General features: G+C 38.1%; 19 protein-coding genes. 10 read left to right on the top strand and 9 right to left on the bottom strand.

The genetic code is table 11. The annotated features are described in order from the left end of the window. Window positions 1-76 precede the first annotated feature (76 nt). The 4 genes from CDZ89_RS01025 to CDZ89_RS01040 all read left to right on the top strand — a co-directional run bounded on the left by CDZ89_RS01025 (window position 77) and on the right by CDZ89_RS01040 (window position 5,353). Complete coding sequence (locus tag CDZ89_RS01025; RefSeq protein ID WP_096156280.1) at window positions 77-898, top strand: PRD domain-containing protein; 822 nt, start codon at window positions 77-79, stop codon at window positions 896-898. 328 nt (window positions 899-1,226) lie between these two features. Beyond that, window positions 1,227-2,597: a sucrose-specific PTS transporter subunit IIBC gene (locus CDZ89_RS01030; RefSeq protein ID WP_096156281.1), complete on the top strand. Its 1,371-nt coding sequence runs from the start codon at window positions 1,227-1,229 to the stop codon at window positions 2,595-2,597. Window positions 2,598-2,664: 67 nt separating this feature from the next. Beyond that, a complete protein-coding gene (locus tag CDZ89_RS01035) occupies window positions 2,665-3,618 on the top strand; it encodes an aminoimidazole riboside kinase (RefSeq protein WP_096157038.1) in 954 nt (317 codons plus the stop codon). A gap of 289 nt (window positions 3,619-3,907) precedes the next feature. Next, complete coding sequence (locus tag CDZ89_RS01040) at window positions 3,908-5,353, top strand: glycoside hydrolase family 32 protein (protein ID WP_100333000.1); 1,446 nt, start codon at window positions 3,908-3,910, stop codon at window positions 5,351-5,353. A gap of 297 nt (window positions 5,354-5,650) precedes the next feature. On the opposite strand, the gene CDZ89_RS01045 is transcribed toward CDZ89_RS01040, so the two are convergent. Together CDZ89_RS01045 and CDZ89_RS01050 are read right to left on the bottom strand one after the other, a co-directional pair. Next, on the bottom strand, window positions 5,651-6,976 hold the full coding sequence (locus tag CDZ89_RS01045; protein WP_096156283.1) for a short-chain fatty acid transporter: 1,326 nt from the start codon (window positions 6,974-6,976) through the stop codon (window positions 5,651-5,653). 303 nt (window positions 6,977-7,279) lie between these two features. Beyond that, window positions 7,280-8,779 carry a BCCT family transporter gene (locus CDZ89_RS01050; protein WP_096156284.1) on the bottom strand — a complete coding sequence of 500 codons (1,500 nt, stop codon included), beginning with the start codon at window positions 8,777-8,779 and terminating at the stop codon, window positions 7,280-7,282. A 183-nt stretch (window positions 8,780-8,962) separates the two neighbouring features. On the opposite strand from CDZ89_RS01050, the gene nfsA reads away from it, so the two are divergent. After that, entirely contained in the window at window positions 8,963-9,712 is a 750-nt protein-coding gene (gene nfsA / locus CDZ89_RS01055) for an oxygen-insensitive NADPH nitroreductase (RefSeq protein WP_100333001.1), read from the top strand. Between the two features lie 189 nt (window positions 9,713-9,901). Here the strand turns inward: nfsA and CDZ89_RS01060 are convergent, their stop codons facing one another. The 4 genes from CDZ89_RS01060 to htpX all read right to left on the bottom strand — a co-directional run bounded on the left by CDZ89_RS01060 (window position 9,902) and on the right by htpX (window position 13,500). Next, complete coding sequence (locus CDZ89_RS01060) at window positions 9,902-10,354, bottom strand: SRPBCC family protein (protein ID WP_096156286.1); 453 nt, start codon at window positions 10,352-10,354, stop codon at window positions 9,902-9,904. A gap of 13 nt (window positions 10,355-10,367) precedes the next feature. After that, on the bottom strand, window positions 10,368-10,877 hold the full coding sequence (locus CDZ89_RS01065) for a hypothetical protein (RefSeq protein WP_096156287.1): 510 nt from the start codon (window positions 10,875-10,877) through the stop codon (window positions 10,368-10,370). Between the two features lie 5 nt (window positions 10,878-10,882). Then, window positions 10,883-12,412 carry a sensor domain-containing diguanylate cyclase gene (locus tag CDZ89_RS01070; RefSeq protein WP_096156288.1) on the bottom strand — a complete coding sequence of 510 codons (1,530 nt, stop codon included), beginning with the start codon at window positions 12,410-12,412 and terminating at the stop codon, window positions 10,883-10,885. A gap of 206 nt (window positions 12,413-12,618) precedes the next feature. Continuing rightward, the gene (gene htpX, locus CDZ89_RS01075) at window positions 12,619-13,500 is read right to left on the bottom strand and encodes a protease HtpX (protein ID WP_096156289.1); all 882 of its coding nucleotides are present in this window, start codon (window positions 13,498-13,500) and stop codon (window positions 12,619-12,621) included. A gap of 461 nt (window positions 13,501-13,961) precedes the next feature. Between htpX and CDZ89_RS01080 the strand changes: the two genes are divergently transcribed. Both CDZ89_RS01080 and gndA read left to right on the top strand, forming a co-directional pair. Beyond that, window positions 13,962-14,618 carry a DUF1836 domain-containing protein gene (locus CDZ89_RS01080; protein ID WP_096156290.1) on the top strand — a complete coding sequence of 219 codons (657 nt, stop codon included), beginning with the start codon at window positions 13,962-13,964 and terminating at the stop codon, window positions 14,616-14,618. Between the two features lie 553 nt (window positions 14,619-15,171). Beyond that, a complete protein-coding gene (gndA, locus tag CDZ89_RS01085) occupies window positions 15,172-16,581 on the top strand; it encodes an NADP-dependent phosphogluconate dehydrogenase (protein ID WP_100333002.1) in 1,410 nt (469 codons plus the stop codon). 31 nt (window positions 16,582-16,612) lie between these two features. Here the strand turns inward: gndA and CDZ89_RS01090 are convergent, their stop codons facing one another. The 3 genes from CDZ89_RS01090 to zwf form a co-directional block, all read right to left on the bottom strand. Continuing rightward, window positions 16,613-17,251: a hypothetical protein gene (locus CDZ89_RS01090; protein WP_096156292.1), complete on the bottom strand. Its 639-nt coding sequence runs from the start codon at window positions 17,249-17,251 to the stop codon at window positions 16,613-16,615. Window positions 17,252-17,617: 366 nt separating this feature from the next. Beyond that, on the bottom strand, window positions 17,618-18,229 hold the full coding sequence (locus CDZ89_RS01100; RefSeq protein WP_096156293.1) for a cyclase family protein: 612 nt from the start codon (window positions 18,227-18,229) through the stop codon (window positions 17,618-17,620). Window positions 18,230-18,469: 240 nt separating this feature from the next. Further along, window positions 18,470-19,951: a glucose-6-phosphate dehydrogenase gene (gene zwf / locus CDZ89_RS01105; RefSeq protein WP_096156294.1), complete on the bottom strand. Its 1,482-nt coding sequence runs from the start codon at window positions 19,949-19,951 to the stop codon at window positions 18,470-18,472. Between the two features lie 349 nt (window positions 19,952-20,300). On the opposite strand from zwf, the gene CDZ89_RS01110 reads away from it, so the two are divergent. The 3 genes from CDZ89_RS01110 (at window position 20,301) to CDZ89_RS20405 (ending at window position 23,867) form a co-directional block, all read left to right on the top strand. Then, on the top strand, window positions 20,301-20,966 hold the full coding sequence (locus CDZ89_RS01110) for a uracil-DNA glycosylase (RefSeq protein WP_096156295.1): 666 nt from the start codon (window positions 20,301-20,303) through the stop codon (window positions 20,964-20,966). A 225-nt stretch (window positions 20,967-21,191) separates the two neighbouring features. Then, the gene (locus CDZ89_RS01115; protein ID WP_096156296.1) at window positions 21,192-22,004 is read left to right on the top strand and encodes an ion transporter; all 813 of its coding nucleotides are present in this window, start codon (window positions 21,192-21,194) and stop codon (window positions 22,002-22,004) included. A 1,263-nt stretch (window positions 22,005-23,267) separates the two neighbouring features. After that, a complete protein-coding gene (locus CDZ89_RS20405) occupies window positions 23,268-23,867 on the top strand; it encodes a methyl-accepting chemotaxis protein (RefSeq protein ID WP_406564910.1) in 600 nt (199 codons plus the stop codon). The last annotated feature ends 60 nt before the right edge of the window (window positions 23,868-23,927 follow it).

A 23,927-nucleotide genomic window follows, 5' to 3' on the forward strand; every position in this document is an offset into this window, starting at 1 on the left:
TCCGAATTTGTTATAATAAAGGGACATAAGGTAGGTGCCTAACACTACCAACTTATCATGTTGGGAGCGTACAAACGTGAGAATAAGCAAGATACTAAATAACAATGCGGTTGTAGTAAAAGAAGCTGGACAAGAAAAGATCGTAATGGGTAACGGGATTGGTTTTCAAAAAGGAAAGAACGATATTGTCGCTAAAAATAAAATTGAAAAAATCTTTGTCATGAAAGATGGCAATGATAAATTCCAAGAAATGTTAGCAACATTACCTGAAGCACATATAGAGATTGCCGAACAAATTATTAGCCATGCGGAAGGTGTGTTGCAAGTACCACTTAGCAACCACATTCATATTGCCTTAACGGACCACTTATCATTTGCGATAGAGCGTTTACAAAAAGGATTTGCCATACAAAACAAGCTCCTGAATGAAATTCGTACGCTTTACCGCAAAGAATTCGAAATTGGAATATGGGCGAAACAGCTAATAAAGGAACGATTAAATGTTGAGATTCCGGAAGATGAGGTGGGCCACATTGCGCTTCATATTCATACGGCAAAACTTGGTTCAAAAAGCATGACCGAAACATTACAACATACAACAATCATTAGTGAACTAATCGACCTAATTGAGAAAACGTTAGATGTAAATGTAGCCGAACAAAGTATGTCCTACCAGAGGCTCGTATCACATTTAAGATTCGCTTTAGGAAGAGTAGAAGGAGAAGAGCAATTCGACTCCATGGACGAAGACATGTTAGAACTGTTGCGTGTGAAATATGACAAGGCTTTTTCTTGTGCACAGCAAATAGCTGACTATTTGCATACAGAATATAACTTTGACTTTCCGCCATCGGAAGTAGGTTATATCACACTTCACGTTCAACGGTTACTGAAGTAATTCCCTATTGACGAATCTTGTCGAAACATCTACAATGTAAACGTATACACAACTTAACATTTTTAACAGGATTGTTACTGACTTAGCAGGCAAGACCTAAAATTCGTTCGCTGGAACTATCAAAGTTTCTAGCCACGTTTTTTAGGTCTTTTTTTGTTTTTAAGTGTGAACTAGCTAAGCAAATGTTATTTACGATACTTTTCAAACAGTTGATTTCCGCGTCAAGTCGTAGACTCCCGCGGAAAGCGAAGGCTTGCGCGGAAATCAACAGCGGTGTTTAACAAATCAATTATTAATAAAAATATAAAACAATTTGGAGGAAATTAGGATGGATTACAAGAAAATAGCATTAGAACTAATTCCGCTCTTAGGTGGAAAAGACAACATTATTAGCGCCATGCACTGCGCAACAAGATTACGACTCGTACTACAAGATGAAAGTAAAGTGGATACAAGCGGGTTAGAAGAACTTGAAGGTGTGAAAGGTGCATTTGCAAGCTCTGGCCAGTTCCAAGTCATCTTTGGAACAGGAACGGTTAATAAAGTATTTATAGAATTTGCAAAAGAAGTAGGTCTGAATGAAAAAGAAACACAAGATCATAATGAAGCAGTAAAGCAAAAATTAAATCCAATTGCTCGCTTTGCCAAAACGTTATCGAACATTTTTGTGCCAATCATCCCAGCGATTGTTGCAAGTGGTTTATTAATGGGACTTCTTGGTATGTTAAATACATTCAATTGGGTTTCTGCAGATAGTCCAATAATCTTTTTTTTAGATATGTTCTCTAGTGCTTCTTTTATTATCTTACCAATCTTACTAGGCTATAGTGCTGCAAAAGAATTCGGTGGGAATACTTACTTAGGTGCTGTAATCGGTGGTATCATGACCCATCCAGCATTGTTGAACCCTTGGGGATTAGCGAATGCAGAGCCGGAATCGATTTATTTTATCGGGATAAACATTGATTTAATTGGATACCAAGGAACAGTAGTACCAGTGTTATTAGCGGTTTATATTATGAGTAAAATAGAAAAAGGCTTACGAAAAGTAGTGCCAGGTGCGATTGATTTACTTGTTACACCATTCTTAACGATTATATTAACTGGATTTGTCACGATCATGTTTATTGGTCCACTTGGTAACTTTATCGGAGAAGGTATTACTACGGTTTTAAATTTTATATATGAACATGGTAGTGTATTTGCTGGATTAATTTTCGGTGGATTATATTCTACAATTGTTATAACGGGTGTACATCATAGCTTCCATGCAATAGAAGCGGGGCTCATTACACAACTTGGTTTTAACTATTTGTTACCAATTTGGGCAATGGCAAATGTGGCCCAAGGTGGTGCGGGATTGGCGGTATTTTTCTTAGCAAAACGTGCTAAAACGAAAGAAATTGCGTTACCTTCTGCATTATCAGCATTTTTAGGTATTACAGAGCCTGTTATTTTCGGGGTGAACTTAAAATATCGTAAGCCATTTATCGGAGCGGCTATCGGTGGCGCATTAGGCGGAGGATATGTTGTCTTAACAAATGTTATTGCTAACTCTTACGGATTAACTGGTATTCCGATGATTGCTATTTTAGTGGAGTTTGGCATGATGAATGTTGTTCACTATCTAATTGGATTTGCCATTGCAGTATCAACAGCATTTATCGCGACTTGGATTATGGGCATTAAAGAAGACTAAAAAGTATATTGGGGCATGGAGGGCTTTTTTAGCCTTCCCTGCAAACTTGCGAGGAGGCGTACGGATGATGAAAAAAGGAGTTATATCTTTAGGGGAAGCATTAATAGATTTCATTCCGCTTGATGAACATAATGTAACGTATCAAAAAAGCCCAGGGGGAGCGCCAGCAAACGTAGCGGTAGGTGTTGCTAGACTACAAACACCTTCCACGTTTGTTGGTAAAGTTGGAAACGATGTACTTGGTCGATTTTTGAAAGAAACGCTTCAAAATTACGGCGTGAATACAAACTATATGTCTATGACAGACGACGTACGCACTGGAGCCGTTTTTGTCACACTTGGACAGGGTGGCGAAAGAAGTTTTGACTTTTATATTGACCCAAGTGCAGATCGATTTTTACAGGAAGAGGATATTGTAGATACGCTTTTTGAAGAACATAACATCCTACACGTCGGATCTATTTCCATGATAAGTGAACCTTCTAGAAGTGCAACGGAGAAAGCTGTTGAGCAGGCAAAAGAGAAAGGGCTAATCGTTTCGTATGACCCGAATTTACGTTTAAGTTTGTGGCAGTCAGAACAACAAGCAAAAGAAACGATTTTGTCCATCATGCCAAAAGTGGATGTATTAAAGATTTCCGAAGAAGAGTTGGAGTTTCTAACAGGAGAAGCTGAGATTGAGATAGGGGTAGCTTCTTTAAAGGAACAGTATAACATTCCACTCATTTTCATCACGCTAGGAGCGGAAGGTAGTTATGCGTTTATGAAAGACGGTTCAGTACGTGTTCCAGCAATGAAAGTGAACGCTGTAGATACTACTGGAGCAGGAGACGCATTCGTATCAGGTATTCTTTACTGCCTTGCGAACATGAACGAAAGTGTAAATGAAATTACACTAGAAAAAGCAAGAAAAATGGCCGAATTCGCCAGTGTATCCGGCGGCCTCGCTGCATCCCAAAAAGGAGCCATGACCGCCCTACCAACATTAGAAAAAGTGGAATTGTTAGTAAAAAGAAATTAATTTGTTTTTGTTAGTTTTGTTTCAACGTATACAGTTGATTTCAGCTGCAGGTGTGAGACTCCTTGAAAATGCATACGCATTTTCTTCGTGCGAGGCATCGCTCCGGAGCCTTCCTTGTCCTGCGGGAAAGCGTGTCAAGTGAGACCCCACAGGCGCTTGCGCCGAGGAGTAGGTTTTTTCAAGACAGTGAAAATAACCTTCCTTTTTACCGCCCGCGGAAAGCGAACACCTGCAGCTGAAATCAACAATTAGAACCCTAAAATATAGAAATAAAAGTAGGAGGTATCGAATGACTTCCAAAGATGATGCACTAAAACAACAAGCATTAGCAGAAGTAGAAAAATACAAAGAATTAGTGGAAAACGACTATTACCGTCTAAACTATCACATCATGCCTCCAGTAGGCTTACTAAACGACCCGAATGGCTTCATTCACTGGAACGGAACATATCACTTATTTTATCAATGGATGCCATTTAAAACTGGTCATGGCGCAAAGTTTTGGGGTCACTACACATCAACAGACCTTGTCCAATGGACACACGAAAAAATTGCCCTAGCACCGAGTGACTGGTTTGATAAAAATGGCTGTTATTCAGGATGCGCCATTTCCCATCAAGGTGAACTACTCCTTTTTTACACAGGAAATGTAAAAGATGAAGAAGGAAACCGTGAAACCTACCAATGCCTTGCCGTATCTAAGGATGGCATCCGTTTTGAAAAAAAAGGGCCAGTAGTCCAGTTACCTACTGAAGCATATACCGCACACTTCCGCGACCCGAAAGTATGGAAACATGATGATAAGTGGTATATGGTTGTTGGTGCACAAAGTCATGAACTAGAAGGAAAAGTTGCGCTTTTAAAATCCGAAAACGGAACAGATTGGCAACATGTGGGAGCAATTGCTGGGTCTAATTTGAACGGATTAGGAGAATTTGGCTACATGTGGGAATGCCCTGATTTGTTTCACCTTGATGACAAGGATGTATTAATTGTCTCTCCACAAGGGTTAAAGCCAGAAGGCTATAAGTATCAAAATGTGTTTCAAGCCGGATATTTCCTAGGGAAATTAGAATATCAAGAGGCAAACTTTGAACATGGAGAGTTTGTAGAACTCGATAGAGGCTTTGAATTTTACGCGCCACAAACAACGTTAGATGAAAATGGACGCAGATTGCTGATCGGATGGATGGGTGTACCGGAACAACAAGAAGATAAACATCCAACAATAGAAAACCGCTGGATTCACTGCATGACCTTGCCAAGAGAATTAAAAATGGTAAACGATAAGCTCATTCAACAACCAGTAGAAGAGTTAGCTCTTTTACGAAAGTCAAAGCTTGAACTCCAAAATGTTTACGCAGTAGACGAAATGCTAGAGTTAGATGGTATGAGTGGAGATAGTTATGAGTTATTTGTTGAATTACTAGAGAATGACTACTCCTTTTTGGAAATAAACGTAAGAGATAACGTGAGACTTATCTATAATAGAGAAGAAAAACGCTTTTCCATGGAGAGGGTTAACTTCGTGACATCTCAAACAGAAATTCGTAGTTGCTCTTTAGAAGAATTGTCTTTGTTAACTATATATTTAGACACATCATCCATAGAAGTATTTGTGAATGGTGGGGAAGAAGTGTTTACAGCCCGTATGTTCCCGTTTGAAAGCAACCGTGCTATAAAGGTTGGTGCAAAAGGAAAACTAAAAATGAATGTCATAAAATGGGACATATAACCTAATACTAACGAGAAGGAGAAATCCTTCTCTTTTTTATTTTGCGGTAAAAGTGAATCAATTTCATTATTAGGGTCGTGTAATGAAAAACGAATATTTTAGTTGAGTGAGTTTCATAATGTACAATTACTAAACGAAAAACGAATATTAAACCTATTCTTTCATATAATTTACGTATTATATTGAACGTTATTTAATTATAATAAACGGAACATTCGTTACGCTTATTACTTATTTGTTCATTTTGAAAATAAGTAAAACAGCCTCCTCCAATAAGGAGAAGGCCTGAAGTCATGATTATAGTAGTAAGAAAGCTAGAGAAATGATAGCTCCACTTACAAATAGTAAAATAACACAGAAGCCCATGATGTCTTTCGCCTTGAGTCCCGCAATGGCAAGTGCCGGCAACGCCCAGAACGGTTGGATTAAGTTCGTCCAAGCATCGCCCCATGATACAGCAAGAGCCGTTTTTGCAATAGATACGTCCATTGCTTTTGCAGCTTCTAGCATAACTGGAGCTTGGACAGCCCACTGGCCGCCTCCAGATGGTACGAAGAAGTTAACAATACCAGCGCTTAAGAATGCGAAAAAGTGGAATGTATGCTCATTAGAAATGCTAACGAACGCTTCTGACATAACCGCCGCTAAGCCTGATGCTGTCATCATTCCCATAATACCAGCATAGAACGGGAACTGAATGATGATACCACTTGCACCTTTCACCGCATTCATTACTGATTCTAAGAAGTTTTTAGGAGTCCAGTGGAACAGGATTCCTAAGAATAAGAATAGGAAATTAACGATATTTAAATTTAAACTAAAGCCATTGTTTGCAAAATAATAGAATAAAAAGGCTAACCCCATAACAGATACAGTTAGTGATAAAATATAACTGTTTTCTAGACGTTCAGCTGGTGTCATATTTGCCTTTTCGATTGTTGCTGCTTGTAAGTTAGATGCTTCTTCTAATAATGTACGGTCAACAGAAACTGTATCTTCTTTTGAAGGCATTAAAAGTCTGTTCATTAAAGGTAATACTAAAAACAAAGCAGCTAAAAGAATTAAGTTAAATGTAGAGAAAATAGTTTCGGAAGTAGAAATGACCCCAATTAGATCTTGAGAAAAATGTCCTTCTGTTGCAATTGTTAACGGTATGGAACCAGAGAATCCACCATGCCACACAATAAATCCGCTGTAAGCGCTTGCAATTAGTAGGCGATAATCTACGTTTTCCACCTTTTTCGCAAGCTCTTTTGCAAAAAGTGCCCCAATAACTAATCCGAATCCCCAGTTAATCCAACTAGCAATTAACGAAACAACTGTTACGATAACGATAGCAGATCCTGGTGATTTTGCAGTAGAAGCAAGTGCTCCTAGAAATTTTTTGAATACAGGACTACTTGCTAAAACATAACCTGTAACAAGTACAAGTACCATTTGCATCGAGAATGCGAGCAATCCCCAAAAGCCATCTCCCCAATGCTTTACCATGTCAACTGGTCCACTGCTTGTGAAAATTAGACCTAATCCAAATACAACAAAAGTAAGGATAATAACAAATAAAAATGGATCAGGTAAATAACGTTGCATTAGCCGATTGAAAAAAGAAATTATTGGCTTCATACTTTTTCTTCCTCCCCCATATAAGTTTGTATACAAATGTAGTAGTTCTACAATATTCAGTATATTCCTTCTATTATGGATATTTGTCCTATTTTTTTAAAAAAGTTGAGATAATTGTAGAATTACTAAATTTTGTTCTGAATTCTAAAAAGGATAGATAGAGAGTAGAAAAGTACCGATAGACCTGCAAAAAGTATAGATAAGCGCCTGAAAAGTGCCCATAGGACGGAGAAAAGTACCGATAGCACTCTCATACATAAAAAAAACCTACTCAATTTAATAAGTAGGTTCTTCCCAATCTTCCTATTTCGCTCGTTTCTGCTCTTTGCGCTCTTTATTCAACGCCTTCACTAAAGAATGACAAATCCCAAGTAATATAACAGTAAAAGGCAACGCAGCAACTAAGGAAGCTGTCTGTAATCCTTCTAATCCACTCGACAACAATAGAACAGCCGCAATAGAAGCCATTAAAGTCCCCCAAATGACACGTAAAAATAATGGTGGATTCATACTACCATTCGACGTCATCGTTCCTAAAATAAACGTCGCGGAGTCCGCAGAAGTAATTAAGAACGTAAGAATCAATAAGATAGAAAGTAATGATAGAATAAAAGTAAATGGCAGTTGTGCAAAGGTAGTAAACAATGCCGATGTAATATCATTATTTACCGTTGTGGCAATATCTGTCCCACCAAATAGATCAAAGTGTAAAGCTGTTCCTCCAAATACTGCAATCCAGAACAGTGCAATTAATGGGGGAACAATTAACACGCCAAGGACAAATTCCCGAATCGTTCTTCCTCTAGAAACTCGAGCAATAAATGCACCAACAAAAGGTGACCAAGCAATGGCCCAAGCCCAATAGAAAATCGTCCAGTCACGTACCCACGTTCCACCTTTGTATGGTGTTAATCGTAAGCTTGTATTAAAGAAATTAGAAATATAATCCCCAATACCAAGCGTAAACGTATTTAAAATAAACACAGTCGGCCCCATAATAAATACAAAAGCCGTCAATAAAATAGCAAGAGCTAAGTTTAAGTTACTCAAATATTTAATTCCGCGATTTAATCCAGTACTCGTCGAACTTAAATACAAAAGTAAAAGAACAAATATGATAATAAGTTGAACGATTGCATTATTTGGAATGCCGAAAACAACATTTAACCCACCGTTAATTTGTAAAATCCCAAGTCCTAATGAAGTAGCGACTCCCATCACTGTAGCGATAACCGCTAAAATATCAATAGGCTTTTTTATGTATTCACGATCCCCAATGACTGGCTTAAGTGTTGTGGAGATAAGTCCATCTTCTTTTTTTCTAAACTGAAAATAACCGATTGCAAGTCCAACGACTGTAAAGACGGACCATTGACTTACTCCCCAATGAAAAAAGGAATAGTGCATCGCAGTACGAGCCGCAACATCAGTTAAAGGCTCTACCGTATCACGTGGTGGTGTAAAATAGTGGCTCATTGGCTCTGCAATTCCCCAAAAAACAAGACCAACACCAAATCCTGCACTAAAGAGCATCCCTATCCAAGTGAAAAAAGGAAACTCTGGTCGATCTTCATCTCTTCCTAAGCGAATCCTTCCGTAACGAGTAAACGCTAAAATAAGACAAAATAACACAAAGAATAAAACGGCTAACAAGTAAAACCAACCGAAAGCATATGTAGTAAAATCCAGCGCGCGCCCCGATATCTCTCCAAATGCGTTTGGCGCCAATGCTCCTATTAACACTAAAATGGCAACAATGGTCGCCGAAACCCAAAAAACAATTCCTAAATTTTTCAAATTCATATGTAATCCCCCATAAAGTCTATTCCAAGAAGTTAGTTGGAACGTTGTACTCCTATTTTACCATTTTGCACCCAAAATATAAAAAGATACCAAATATGCTGCCAGCGGGGCGAAAAACTAGTCAATGTAGTGGGTCCTTTGTTTTAATAGAGATATAAAAGATGTTGGAGGGAGTTATGTTTCATGAATGAAGTAATTAATACGTTATTAGCTCATCGATCTATAAGGAAATTTGAAGATAAACAGCTAACAAAGGAACAAATTGAAACCATTGTAAAAAGTGCTCAAGCAGCATCCACTTCTAGTTTTATACAAGCTTATTCTATTATCGGAGTGTCGAACAAAGAAAAGAAACAAGAACTAGCAGAACTAGCTGGTAATCAGTCTTATGTAGAAAATAGCGGTCACTTCTTTGTTTTCTGCGCAGATTTACATCGACATGATGTGATTGCGGAAATGGAAGGAGTAGATTTAAGCGAATCGTTAGAGAGCACAGAGAAATATATGGTGTCACTTATTGACGCATCACTCGCAGCACAAAATGCGGCAATAGCAGCAGAATCAATGGGATTAGGTATTTGTTATATAGGAGGATTACGTAACAATTTAGAAAAGGTATGTGAAGTGTTGCAAACTCCAAATAGAGTTATTCCGTTATTCGGTTTAACAGTAGGTTACCCAGCGCAAGATCCAGGCGTGAAACCACGTTTACCAGTTTCAAACGTTTACCATGAAGAAACATACGAACCAAATAATGAACAATTTAAAGAACAGTTAGAAGCATATAACAAAGAAATTTCTCAATATTATTACGAGAGAACAAATGGAATGCGCAACGACAAATGGACTGCTCAAATGGCTTCGATGTTAGAAAGTCCGAAACGCATGTATATGAAAGAGTTTGTAGAGAAGAAAGGGTTTAATAAGAAATAGGAATATAGATGAAGTTCAATTAGCTCAAGAAAAAAGAAGAAAATGAACTTGATAAGGCCGACGAAGTTCATTTAGCTCGAGAAAAAAGAAGAAAATGAACTTGATAAGGCCGATGAAGTTCATTTTGCTCAAGAATAAAGAAAAAAATGAACTTCATAAGGCGAATGAAGTTCATTTTGGCTATGAAAACTATTCCCTATCAGCTTTTTTCTCCAAAAGCTCCTTCAACGTTCGTAAGTGTTCTCCATCTTCTTTTTGTAAAATCTTTCGTATCACGGGCTTTGACAATAACATGCGCAGGCCACTTGTTTTAATTTTACCTTCAAATGAGACTTTTGTTGTGTTATCCAACGTTGGGCGGAAATAATAATGGTACGTAACCGTTAATCCATTGGAGTCGCTTTTTACACCATAACGATTCGGTGCATCTAATTCTATTACTTCTATAACAGCCGTTGCTTCCTTACCACGAATATTTCGCGTTTCTTCAAACTTACTGCCAACTTGTAGAGGGCCTTCTGTTAATAAGGTTACCTTCGTTACATTACTCATCACTTCTAGAGAGTTTTCTATATGGGTGAAAAAAGAAAATACTTCTTCTATCGGCTTATTGATTTCAACTGTATCTTGCAAGTCGGCCATTTACATTTCTCCTTTATTCCGATGTTACACTAGCATATCTTCCCATTTTCAATTGCTTAATTACATCTTCTTTTAAAGCTTCTTGAACGGCAGGAAGTGTTAGTTGACTTGAACATATCGTAACATATTGAGTAGGAGAAATCTTCTCTTCTTTTAACAACTTATCCAATGTCGGGGAACGAAAATCTTCAACAGATAAATACGCCAAAAACAACGGCGCCTCCTCTGCCGTGTCGTGTAAAAATATTCGTACTCCTTTTAAGCATGGAAGTAAAATGCCTTTAAATTCTAATTCAATTTCTAGTCTTTCTATTTCAGCTTGTTGTAAGGCAGGTATTAAACTAGGCCTTGTAAAGAAAAAAACAATTTGTTCAAATGTATAAGGAAAATTATTTTCCACCCTTAAGCGTTTAAAGAGAAAGCGAGAATATACACGTAAGTAATTCTTATAAAATGGTATAGAAAGAAAAAAGAGAAAGGCTGAAAATACAATAAAAGTTAGAAAATAAATAATAGTATCCAACCTAATCACTCTCCTTTAAATACAACAGTTCGGTTTTTGCCATTATTTTTAGCTGCATACAAAGCTTCATCTGCAGCACTTATTAATGCATCTTTTGATAGAGTAGAGAGGTCTTCCGTACAAGCGGCACCAATGCTAATGGTTAGCATACCGAGCGGCTGATGTTGCCCTTCAGGAAATCTAGTCGTTGTCACTGCATGACGAATTTTTTCTGCTAACTCATACGCAGCTTCTGCGTTACTCTTAGGCATGACAATAGATAGTTCTTCTCCGCCAAATCTGTAAATAGAGTGGCCTTTTCCAACAGTTGTTTGCAACAAATTAGCGAGCTGAATTAACACTTCATTCCCTAGTAAATGACCATTTCTGTCATTAAAATGTTTGAAAAAATCGATGTCAATCATAATGAGGCTAACTGGCCAACTCACTTGTTCATCTTGAAATAAAAGGCGTAACGTCTGCTGCAACGAACGTTGGTTATACAACCCTGTTAACCCATCTCGTTTTGCGAGTTGTTCCATTTTTTCATACATCGTCGCTTGTTCAATGCCAACAGCTGCTTGGTTAGCAAATGGAAGCACACCTTCTAAATCTTCTAACGTAATTGGCTTCTTGTTTACAACATTATCAATCACAACTATTCCTATTTCATTTCCTTTATGAATGAGTGGAACAATCGCATATTCTTCCATTTGAAAAAGCAGTTTCATCTGTTGTTGAAAATCGTCTTCTACATGGTTCTCCGTAATAATACTAGGAGTTCTTGTTTTCATCGCTTTATAGGCAGAAGAATGTTGATTGTTCAAAGGAATAACCAAAGACTGCACGATATCATTGAGCTCTAAGTCAGTATGAGTCTCATTATTATTAATTTCTATTAGATCGGTTAACTGATATTTTTTCGCGGCAATATTTTCCCATATATGAAAGCCTTCTTCTGCCGTGCGCGGCCCAACAGCCATACGCCCATATAGAACATCGTCCTCATTCACTTTTAAAAAAATGATGGCACGGTTAAAACCTAGTCCGTGACCAGCCGTTAACGCAGTTAAAATCGTTAAAAGTTGTTTATCTAGCGAAGATGTTTGCTGCATCATCGTACCGATTTCTCTGTAAACATGAAGCTGTTTGGACTGTTTCATCAGTTGCGATATCCAGTTTTCGTTCAAATCTTTGCTCTGCTTTATTCTTCTAAAAAGCAAGTAAGTTAAAAATAAAATAGATATGTATATAATAAATAGTTCTATTAGATGAGAAGTTGGTAGACCATAGTTATATCCAAGTAATAAACCTACAATGATACTTACTAAGGCTCCTATTATATGAAAATAAAAAGCCATACTTAACACGATTAGGATATATACACTTAGCACCGCATAAGGAGGAATATCTAAAAAGTAAGTTGGAACTAAAAGAAATAATAAAAAGCCACTATTTATTAATAATTTTTGATATATTCTTGGTAAAAAGTGACGAAACATGTTAAAAAGGCTAGCAAGTGTGATAGCTGAGAGTAAGAGTACGAATAGCTCCATAATTTCCGTTCTCCTTTTTCATGATAAGTTCAATATAACAGAAAATTATAAAAGATAATACACCTATTAGGGCATTTGGACTAATTTATCGACAAGGACTCGAATAGGTATATTTACTCATCTGAATTTACATACCCATCATAATTAAAAATAAAACAAAAAAACTTAGAGCAGAATGGCTCTAAGTTTTTTAATGAATGAAAAGATTATTTTGCTTCTAAACGACGAATACGCTCATCTAGATCAGGGTGAGAAGAGAAAAGTGAACCTTTCTTTTTCCCTGAAATCTTTAATGTCGCAACAGCAGTATCTTTTTCATCTGTAATACGGTTCGTGTATTGTTTTAAAGAGCGTAATGCGTGAACCATTTTGTCTTTACCAGCTAAGTCAGCGCCACCACGGTCCGCATGGAACTCACGGTAACGAGAGTAAGCCATAACGACGATGCTTCCAAGAATAGAGAAAGCAATTTGGAATACGATTACCGCAATAAAGTGAACAATTGGTGCTAAGTCTTCACGTGCGAAACGAGAAACAGCCCATGCAGCAATACGTGCTAAGAACACAACGAATGTATTTACAACACCTTGTAAAAGTGTCATCGTTACCATGTCGCCATTTGCAATATGTGCTACCTCATGCGCGATAACACCTTCTACAGCAGCTTCATCCATCTCATCTAAAAGACCAGAAGACACCGCAACTAATGAACGGTTTTTAGAAGGACCAGTTGCAAATGCATTTACTTCTGGGGAATGATAGATTCCAACCTCAGGCATACGAGTAATACCAGCAGCACGACTCATACGGTGAACCATGTCTACGATTTTACGCTCACGTGGAGAAAGCGATCCATCTGGATTTAAAACTTGTACGTTCATCATTTTCTTCGCCATCCAGCGAGACATCAATAGTGACATGAACGCACCAGTGAAACCAATCACGGCACTAAAAATCAATAAAGTTACTAAATCAATTCCGCCATCAGCAGTGCGGTAGCTACCTACACCAAGGATGGAAAGGACAATACCGATGGTTACAAGAACCATGATATTTGTTAATAGGAATAAAAATACACGTTTACCCATAATTCTCCTCCTGATAATATACTGTATAATAGTTTATGAGTTCATATGAACCTGTTTTCTATCTAGACCTAATTATAGATGCAAATCAGAAATTTTTCAATAAAACAACTTTACCTTTATTTGACGAATTGTGTTAGTGGACTTACTATTATAGACAAGTAAGGGTGATTTTCGTCTCAAAGTGTAGGTAGGCAGGGAGAAAAAAGGCAAATCGAAACTCAACCGACGAAAGCGGTCGATCTTATCGGCGAAAATCGCGTGTTAATCGGCGGAAATGTCGAACTTATCGGCGAAAATCGCGACTCAATCGGCGAAAGTGACTATTCTATCGGCGAATAGAGCAAGCCAATCAGCGAAAACACGGTTTAATCGGCGAAAAAAACAGTTTATCGGCTACACCGAGTAATTGTATACCAAATTCTACACAAAATGAAATTACGAACCTAAGAGGGTGTCTGAATATGCGACAAGGCTGGACACGTTTACAGTTAGCCAACCTACTAAAGGTTGTTATAGAAAAGAATAACGAAGAAGTACTCAGGGTCATCCAATCCATTGGGACAGTCTCTACAGACCTGCAACAAAAGCTTATCAATTGCCTTGAAAACAACAAACTTGGTTTCTCTATGAACGACATAGCTACACTAGGAAACCAGCTCGAATGTACGACCATTTCGGAAACGGCCTTAAAAAATTGGGTAAAGCGCGAAATGAAAGAGTTCATTGGCTCTCCTGAGGTCGGAAAAAAATACTCGATACAACAAGCAGCATTGCTTTACATAGTGAAAGACTTAAAGACAATCCTCGACTTTGAAGCCATCCGCCCCGTGTTACGGTTAGTTTTTAACAATCCAAAGGATCGAAAAGACGACCTGATTAGTCCAGTTAAGTATTTACTTGCGTACTCTAACCTCTATGAAGAACTTGTACGAAAAGGGGAAATACTAACCGAGGACTATATCGCTAATGAAGTGAAGGAATATATGAAAATGTACGAACACCTATCGGAAAAACAACAATCCAACATGGAAAGTGCCTTAATGGTTTCGATCCTTTCCGTTCGTGCAGCCTATATAAAAGCCATTGCGATGAACTATGTTCAAGAAGCTCCCAAATAACAAGTATAGAAGTGTACCGAAAACAAAGACTAAAGTGTAAGCGTTTTACATGTGAAATGTTCGCAATCTCCTAGCCATAATGCTATTTTCTAATCAAATAAAATGGTATAATAGCACAGGATTTTATAGTTTTTGGCTGTGTTAAAGCTTAGTGTTGATATTTATATACTTACCTGTTGATTTCCGTGCAAGGCTGAGACTCCTGCGGGAGAAGCGGGAAGCGGGAGACCCCACAGGCGCTTGCGCCGAGGAGTAGGTTTTTTCACGGCAGTGAAAATAACCTTCCTTTTTACCGCCCGCGGAAAGCGAAGCCTTGCACGGAAATCAACAGCAACCTTTAACATAGCCAAGTTTTTAGTACTAGAGTCCGTTTCATAATGTATCATTACTATACGAAAAACGAATAATTCTACAGCGTCATGCGCAAGAACATAATAATAGGAACGTTTATTAAGTTAGAGTGAAGTTTAGTTCGTTTTTCACTAAACGAACCGTAATTATGAAATTGATTCACTGAAAAAACAGTTATTTTACATAGAAAGGAAGTTTTTTTATGGCACAACAAATCGGTGTTATCGGTCTTGCTGTAATGGGAAAAAACCTAGCATTAAATATAGAAAGTAGAGGTTACTCCATCTCAGTATTCAACCGTTCAAAAGACAAAACAGAAGAGTTTCTACTAGAAGCAGAAGGCAAAAACGTAGTAGGAACGTTTACAATTGAAGAGTTTGTAAACTCACTAGAAAAGCCACGCAAAATTTTACTTATGGTAAAAGCAGGTGCAGCAACGGACGCTACGATTGAATCTCTAAAGCCTTACTTAGAGAAAGGCGACATCTTAATCGACGGCGGAAACACCCTTTACACAGACACGATCCGTCGTAACAAAGAATTAGAAGAGCTTGGCATTCACTTCGTTGGGACAGGCGTTTCTGGTGGAGAAGAAGGGGCGTTAAAAGGACCTTCTATCATGCCTGGTGGCCAAAAAGAAGCATACGACCTAGTAGAACCTATTTTAAAAGACATTTCTGCAAAAGTAGACGGCGATGCTTGCTGTACGTATATCGGACCAAACGGAGCTGGCCATTATGTGAAAATGGTACACAATGGTATCGAGTATGGGGACATGCAATTAATTAGTGAAGCATATTTCTTATTAAAAAATGTATTAGGCTTATCAGCTCAAGAGTTACACGAAGTATTTGCTGAGTGGAACAAAGGCGAGTTAGACAGCTATTTAATTGAAATTACAGCAGACATCTTCACAAAAGTAGATGAAGAAACGGGCAAGCCGTTAGTAGATGTAATTTTAGACACAGCTGGTCAAAAAGGTACTGGTAAATGGACAAGTAAGAGTGCATTAGACTTAGGTGTTCCACTTCCAATCATCACAGAATCTGTTTTTGCTCGCTTCATCTCAGCAATGAAAGAAGAGCGTGTGAAAGCAAGTGAAATGTTAACTGGTCCAGAGATGACAGGATATACTGGTGATAAGCAAGTATTCATAGAGTCAGTACGTAAAGCATTATATATGGCTAAAATTTGTTCATATGCTCAAGGCTTCGCACAACTAAGAGCAGCAAGCGAAGAGTTCGATTGGAACCTACAATATGGTGAAATCGCCATGATCTTCCGCGGCGGCTGCATCATCCGCGCTCAATTTTTACAAAAAATTAAGGAAGCTTACGATCGCGATGGCAGCTTACCAAACTTACTATTAGACTCTTACTTCAAGGAAATCGTAGAAAGCTACCAAGGTGCACTTCGTGAAACGATGATGGTTGCGATTCAAAATGGTGTGGCAGTACCAGCATTCTCTGGCGCATTGTCTTACTTTGACAGCTACCGTACCGCTACGTTACCTGCAAACTTAATTCAAGCACAACGAGACTATTTCGGTGCCCACACTTACCAACGTGTAGACAAAGAAGGAATCTTCCACACAGAGTGGATGAGTAAGTAAATATTTAAAAACGCTTAGGTTTCGTCATCAATCAACGGAACCTAAGCGTTTTGTTTTTTCTGAAGTAATAATAGATAGAAAGTATGCAAAAGACTGTAGTAACAAAGGAAAGTAAATACGTAACAATAGCATGTTTTTCTAGCTGGACTAGTCTTTTTGTCTCCGACCAATATTCCTTCATATTAGATAGAACAGGAACTTTAAATCTTTTCAGTAAGTATACTGTAATTCCAAAGGAAGTAGCTAAAACAGAGAATGGATACTTTTTAAACATAATACTGAAGATGAACATCTTAACATAAATCCATAAGGACCAGCCAATATGCCAGCCGTTATCAAAATAAATCATTTTAAATACTCTTTGGCCAACGCATTCTATTATTGCGGAAGAAACAACCCATTTACTTATATAGAGTAGTTGATCAAGCTTTTGCTTTGGGTAATTTTCTAAGTACAACAATAAAACGAGTGGCATGATGAAAAGAAGGTGTATCGTCCGAATGGCTTTTGAACTCATTATATTTGATTTGAAATCCCATAGAATATAATCTTTGCATAATAGGTAGTACAAGAAATTACTTGCACACACATATAAAATGCTGTTTACATGCTGATGGAAGTTTTTTAATGTTTGTTGTTTTACATTAAGTAAAAAAACCCATACCAACAAGATGAGATGCATCCTTACCACTTCTTCCGTAGCTTATTACTTAGTTATATTCTGTATAAGTACGGAGGAAAATATGTATTTGTTATATAGGTATAAAAAGGATGCGTCCAATTATATTCTTTTTAGTATATAAAAGACGTGCCGGTTGTGTGACCGCTTTCCGCGGGGGAGGCGGTGAGCCTCCTCGAGCCCAAGGGCTCTGTGGGGTCTCACCAGCCTACCCTCTCCCGCAGGACAAGGAAGGCTACGAGAGCGATGCATCGCACGAAGAAAATGCGTATGCATTTTCGAGGAGTCGGTCACACAACCGGCACTAATATGTTTATCCAATTTCCCCCGTCATAGCTACGTTTCGAATTGGTTATTTTACATTTCTAATAAAATGATTCTTGCTGGTGATGCGTCGGTTCCTTGTAGTTTTAAAGGAGCGGCAACCATTGTGTAGGAGCCTTGTTCTACTTCTTTCAAACGAAGCCCTTCAATAATGATCACGTTATTTGCGAATAGTGTTTTATGTGTTGGGTGTCCTTCTTGGCTACGTTCAATTCCAAGTGCATCTACTCCAATACCAGAAACACCTACTTCTGCTAAATGTTTTGCTGCACATTCAGCTACAAAGATGAAATCAAAGTTAAACTCTTCATCAAAAGAGTTTTTTGTTTTGAATAAAATAAAGTCGTCTTTTTGGATGTCCAGGCTTTCAACATCCTCTTTTTTAATGCGGTCTTCGATGTTCGTCATATCAAATACTTTACATGGACCTACAAGCTTATCTAAAGGTAAAGTTTCAATTGTTTCGCCGTCAACTACCATGTGTAATGGGGCATCTACATGTGTGCCAGTATGAACGTCTATGCTTAGGCGAGATTCTGTAACATACCCGTTCGTTACTGTCTCAACCTTTGGCTGTTTTTCAGGCTTGTTTTTGTAAACAGGCATTCCTGTAAAAATTGGCATCGTAACATCGTAAAATTTCATATTGTTTCTACTCCTCTCTGTTGTTCAGTATTACTAAAAGTGTATTAGGTATTAAATTTGACCGTTCCTTTGCGCTGCGGGCATCTGCTTTCCGCGGGGAGGGAGCTGAGCCTCCTCGGCTTCGCCTGTGGGGTCTCAGCCTTCCCTCTTCTTCCCGCAGGAGTCAGATGCCCTCCGCTCCAATCCACTCAATCACTAAATTAGATGGAAAAGCCAAAATCTCCTTACAAAAAAATCTACTTATACTGGCCACCAGAAAAATCCGTCTTTTGCAAGAAGATCGTCAGATTGTTTTGGACCCATAGAACCAGCTTCGTAATTAGGGAAGTCTTCCGCTTTTTTCGACTCCCATTCTTTAGACATTTGATCAACAAATCCCCAAGATAAGGACACTTCATCCCAATGTGTAAAGTTTGTCATATCGCCACGTAAACAATCATAAATGAGGCGCTCGTATGCTTCAGGTGTGTTAATACCGTCGATGCAGTTGTTATTGCTATAGTCTAAGCGAATCGGAGTTGTTGTTATATCTTTACCCGATTTTTTCGCATTTAAATGTAAGGTAATACCTTCATCTGGTTGAATGTGAATGACAAGTAAGTTTGGATCCACTTTTGCTCCGCGGTTGTAGTAAAGGTTCATCGGAATATCTTTAAATTGCACAACAACCTTTGTAGACTTAGAAGTCATACGTTTACCTGAGCGGATGTAAATGGGTACTCCAGCCCAACGGAAGTTGTCAATCATAAGTTTTCCAGAAACGAATGTCTCTGTGTTTGAATTAGGGTCAACGGAATTTTCTTCACGGTAACCAATGACAGGTTTTTCATTAATAAAGCCACCAGTATATTGGCCGCGAACGAAGTAATCATCGACTTCATTTTCTGGAATTTGACGTAGTGCTCTTAAAGCTTTCACTTTTTCGCTACGAATTTCTTCTGGATTTAATTTAATCGGAGGCTCCATCGCAAGCAAAGCAACCATTTGTAACATATGGTTTTGAACCATATCTCGTAATGCACCGCTGCTTTCGTAATATCTACCGCGGTCTTCTACACCAAGCGTTTCACTAGAAGTGATTTGGATGTTAGAAATGTAACGGTTGTTCCATAACGGTTCGAATATGGCGTTAGCAAAACGAATAACCTCGATATTTTGGACCATTTCTTTTCCAAGATAATGGTCAATACGATATATTTCTTTTTCAGAAAAGGCTTCACGTAATTCATCGTTCAATTTCTGAGCAGAAGGTAAGTTATGACCGAACGGCTTTTCAATAACAAGTCGCTTCCAACCATCTGTATCTGTTAAGCCTTCGGACTTTAAGTTGGAAGCAATGGTACCAAAAAATTCTGGTGCCATCGCTAAATAGAAAATGCGATTTCCTAACGTATGATAGTCACCATCTAAATTATGTAATAAATCTTTTAACTGTTGATACGATTCGCTGCTTGTCACATCGAATGGATGATAGTAAAAATGAGAGCTGAACTCCTCAATGTGATCATGATTCGTGCTAGCTTCTCTAACAGACTTCTCCACATTTTGGCGGAAATCTTCATGACTTAACGGGCGGCGTGCAACCCCAACAACTGCAAAGTTTTTCGAAATGCTGCCATTTTTATATAAACGATAAATAGAAGGATAAAGTTTACGCTTCGCTAAATCCCCTGTTGCTCCAAAAATAACAATTATTGATTTAGGATTTTGTTCATTGCTCACAATAAGAACCTCACTTTATATGTAACATGTAACTATTCGTCTTATATGATATAACATTTTGACCAAATATAATAACCTATTTCGTAAAAAACAGAAAAAAAGTAACACATTTTATCGGAAAATGTAAAATAAACGCCCAATACACTCCCCAACACACTCATTTTACCCTGCCAACCAACCAAATTCAAACAAACGGTGCCAGGCACCACCCGCAATTTGTCGAAAAATGAACTAGAGTGCCAGGCACCACCCGAATTTTGTCGAACGGGAAATGTTCATTATTTCAATTTTGGTGTTGTGTGGTAAAGTAGTAGAGGTAATAAGTTTACTTACTTGAGGTGTTCACGTCATGCAATTTGCTTGTAAGCAATGGACAGAATTAATGAAAATGGAGAGCCAAAAAGATTATTTTATCCAACTTCAACAGTTCGTTGAAAAAGAGTACAATGAAGAAACGATTTTTCCAGCGAAAGAAAATATATATAAAGCACTGCAAGAAACTCCTTACCATAATGTTAAAGTGGTTATTCTTGGGCAAGACCCATATCACGGACTAGGACAAGCACATGGCTTAAGCTTTTCCGTTCAACATGGCGTTACTGTTCCACCCTCGCTTAAAAATATTTATAAAGAACTGAATTCCGACATCGGCATCGAACCACCTTCTCATGGAAATTTAATGAAATGGGCAGCACAAGGTGTGTTATTATTAAATACAGTTTTAACTGTAAAACAAGGAAAAGCCAACGCTCATAAAGGAAAAGGCTGGGAGCAGTTTACCGACGCCATTATTCGTGCATTAAACGATAGAGAAAAACCAGTTGTCTTCTGGTTATGGGGTAACAACGCAATTGCAAAAGAAAAGCTAATTACAAATAAGCATCACTATATCCATAAAAGTGTTCATCCAAGCCCATTATCAGCAAGAAAAGGATTCTTCGGCAGCAAACCATTCTCCACCACAAATGAATTTTTAACCAAAATTGGTCAAAAACCAATCGACTGGTCATTATAGAGTAATTATTTAGGTTTACTTAAGCAATTTTTAACCCTATACAGTTGATTTCAGCTGCAGGTGCGAGACTCCTGCGGGAAAGCGTGTCAAAGGAGACCCCGCAGGCGCCAAAAGCGCCGAGGAGGCTCCTGAGACCGCCCGCGGAAAGCGAGTACCTGCAGCTGAAATCAACACTTAGTACCCTATCACTGCAATAAATTATTAATAAGGGAGTTCAGAGAGAAATTGAACAAGTTAAAATCTAAAATTAGAGAAATAGTAGCACATAAATATTTTACCGGTATAGTAATAACCGTCATTCTCTTAAACGCTGTATTAATCGGGCTAGAAACATATCCTGACCTACTAAGAGAATACTACGGAATCTTCCATGGATTTGAAATCTTCTTCCTATGGTTCTTTACAATAGAAATAATTATGCGAATGTTATCCGAGAAAAAAATATTTCACTTCTTTAAGAGTAGCTGGAATATTTTCGACTTTGTCATCGTAGCGGGAGTACTACTATTCAGCGGCTCCTACTTCATTTCAGCCATTCGTATTTTAAGGGTATTCCGTGTGCTTCGTGCCATAACAGTTATCCCTTCCCTACAACGATTAGTAACGGCATTCTTAAAAACTATTCCATCACTAGGCACAATCGGAATGTTACTAAGCTTAGTATTTTACATTTTTGGTGTAGTTGGCGTTATTTTATATCGCGATATCGCACCAGAATACTTTGGATCGCTACATTTAGCGTTAATCACCCTTTTCCAAGTCATCACGCTAGAGTCTTGGGCAAGCGGTATTTTCCGTCCAATCTTTGCATCTAGTCCGTTTGCGTGGGTATATTTCGTATCATTCATTTTAGTTGGAACTTTTATCGTTCTTAACTTAATCGTCGGGGAAATTTTAAATAACATCCAAGAAGCAAAAGAAGAAAGTGTACGCAATGAAAAAATCGAAATAAGCAAACAAGAGTTAGCAAAAATCTCCAATGAAATTGCAGAATTAAAACAGATGTTAGTGGAAAAAGAACGGAAATCAAATATGTAAAAAGGGGCCTTGTTGTAGCGACAAGGCTTTTTTTCTTCTAATAAAAAGCTACATAAATACAAAGAGTTGCCGATATATAGGGCATAGAAGTTTAAAATGTAAATTAGTGCAAACGTTTCCACAAAAACGAGACAAAATAAAATACCCTAATTTTTAAAAAAGGAGACTCCCCGAATGAGCATAAAAAAACGATTACTAGCTCTTATCATCACCTTAACAATAGTCGGCACAGCCGCTTCCGCATTCATTTGGGTTTTAAGTAACCAAGCCCAATCAAGCGTAAAAGAAATAGACAACCTATCCGAAATGAACGAAACCTATTACCAACTCATTCAATCGTACCAAACAACGTTAACAAACATGTACCACATTATCACAGCAGGCTATTCCGAAAGACACGTAGAACTGCTAGCCCAAAATATCCAAACGAGTGAAGAACTCCTTGAAGAATTCACACCTTATTTTGAACAGCACGAACAGCTAGCAGCATGGCAACAATATTTTCACGTTGCCCAAGAATCGTTATCTAACCAATACACAGTCGTTAGCAACGTATCCAATGCATCTAACATGGACCGCTTGCGAATACAAGTTTCCGAGCAACTTACCATCACAAGAACAAGACTTGAACGTGCCAACGAAGGCATTACGGAATACATTACAAACTATACCGAACAAGAAAGAGCAACACTGGCGTCTCGTCTCCAAACAAACGATATACTTACATTAGTTGCACTTATTATCCTTATCCTTTTACCAATTGGCGCCATTATATTTTTCACCAAATCATTCCATAAAGGCATTAACACGTTACTCCATCGTGTAGAGGCATACCAAACTGGTAACTTCCAATACGATTCAACACAAGCTATCATAAAAGACGAGTTTGGTACGGTCAACAATGCCCTTATGGAAATGGGACAAAACATCGAAAAACTCATGACCGGAAACATTAACGCAACCGAAAAGCTACAACATGTCATGCAGGATCTCGTCTATGCTTCCGAGCAAAACTTACAAAAGTCCTCCATGATAAAAGAAAAGTCTACAAACGCAACAGAACGTGTGGAGCAACAACATGAAGCTACTTCATCCATCTCTGCTGTCACAGAAGAAGCATCCGCAAGCACAGAAGAAATTTACAGCATAGTAGATGAAATGAAAAACAACATTGGAGAAATGGACAAGCTATCCCAACAAGGCTCACATGCACTACAAAAAATGTATACCGAAATGGAATCCAAAACATCAGAAACAGAAGCAATGGTTGCAAAATTTGAATCCATCAAAAACGGAATCGATGAAGCGCAATCTTTCTTAAAAAGCATTAACGAAATCACAACACAAACGAACTTACTTGCACTAAACGCCTCCATCGAAGCAGCACGTGCAGGAGAAGCTGGAAAAGGATTTGCAGTAGTTGCCCAGGAAATTAGAAAGCTTTCTGGTAACACCGATATGTTTGCAAGCCAAATTAACGAAATAACAAGCAGAATTCAAACAAGCACAACCGAAGTGCTTCAAGAACTGCAACACTTCCAAACAAGCATGAAGCAAACAAATGAAACAAATAAAAAATCAGCTGCCATATTTAAAGAACTTTCTACAAGTAGTAAAATGCTTTTAGAACAAGGAACACACATAACAATAGCGATGGAAGAAATAAATGTTGGAGTAACTGACATCGTCCATTCCGTAACAGACCTTGTTCACTCATCGTCTAACCTTTCCGCGGAAATGGAAGATGTCGTTCAAGCAGCTAACCACCAAGTCGAAGTATCCAACTCGCTTCAACATACAATAGAACAACTAAAACAAACAGCAAACGAATTACAAACAAACATCCAAACAATAGAAAAATAAAACTAAAGCTTGTAGAGCATCAGTAACCACTCTACAAGCTTTTTTTATGTTAAAATATAT

It is taken from the genome of Bacillus alkalisoli (genome assembly GCF_002797415.1).
GTDB lineage: Bacteria > Bacillota > Bacilli > Bacillales > Bacillaceae_I > Bacillus_CD > Bacillus_CD alkalisoli.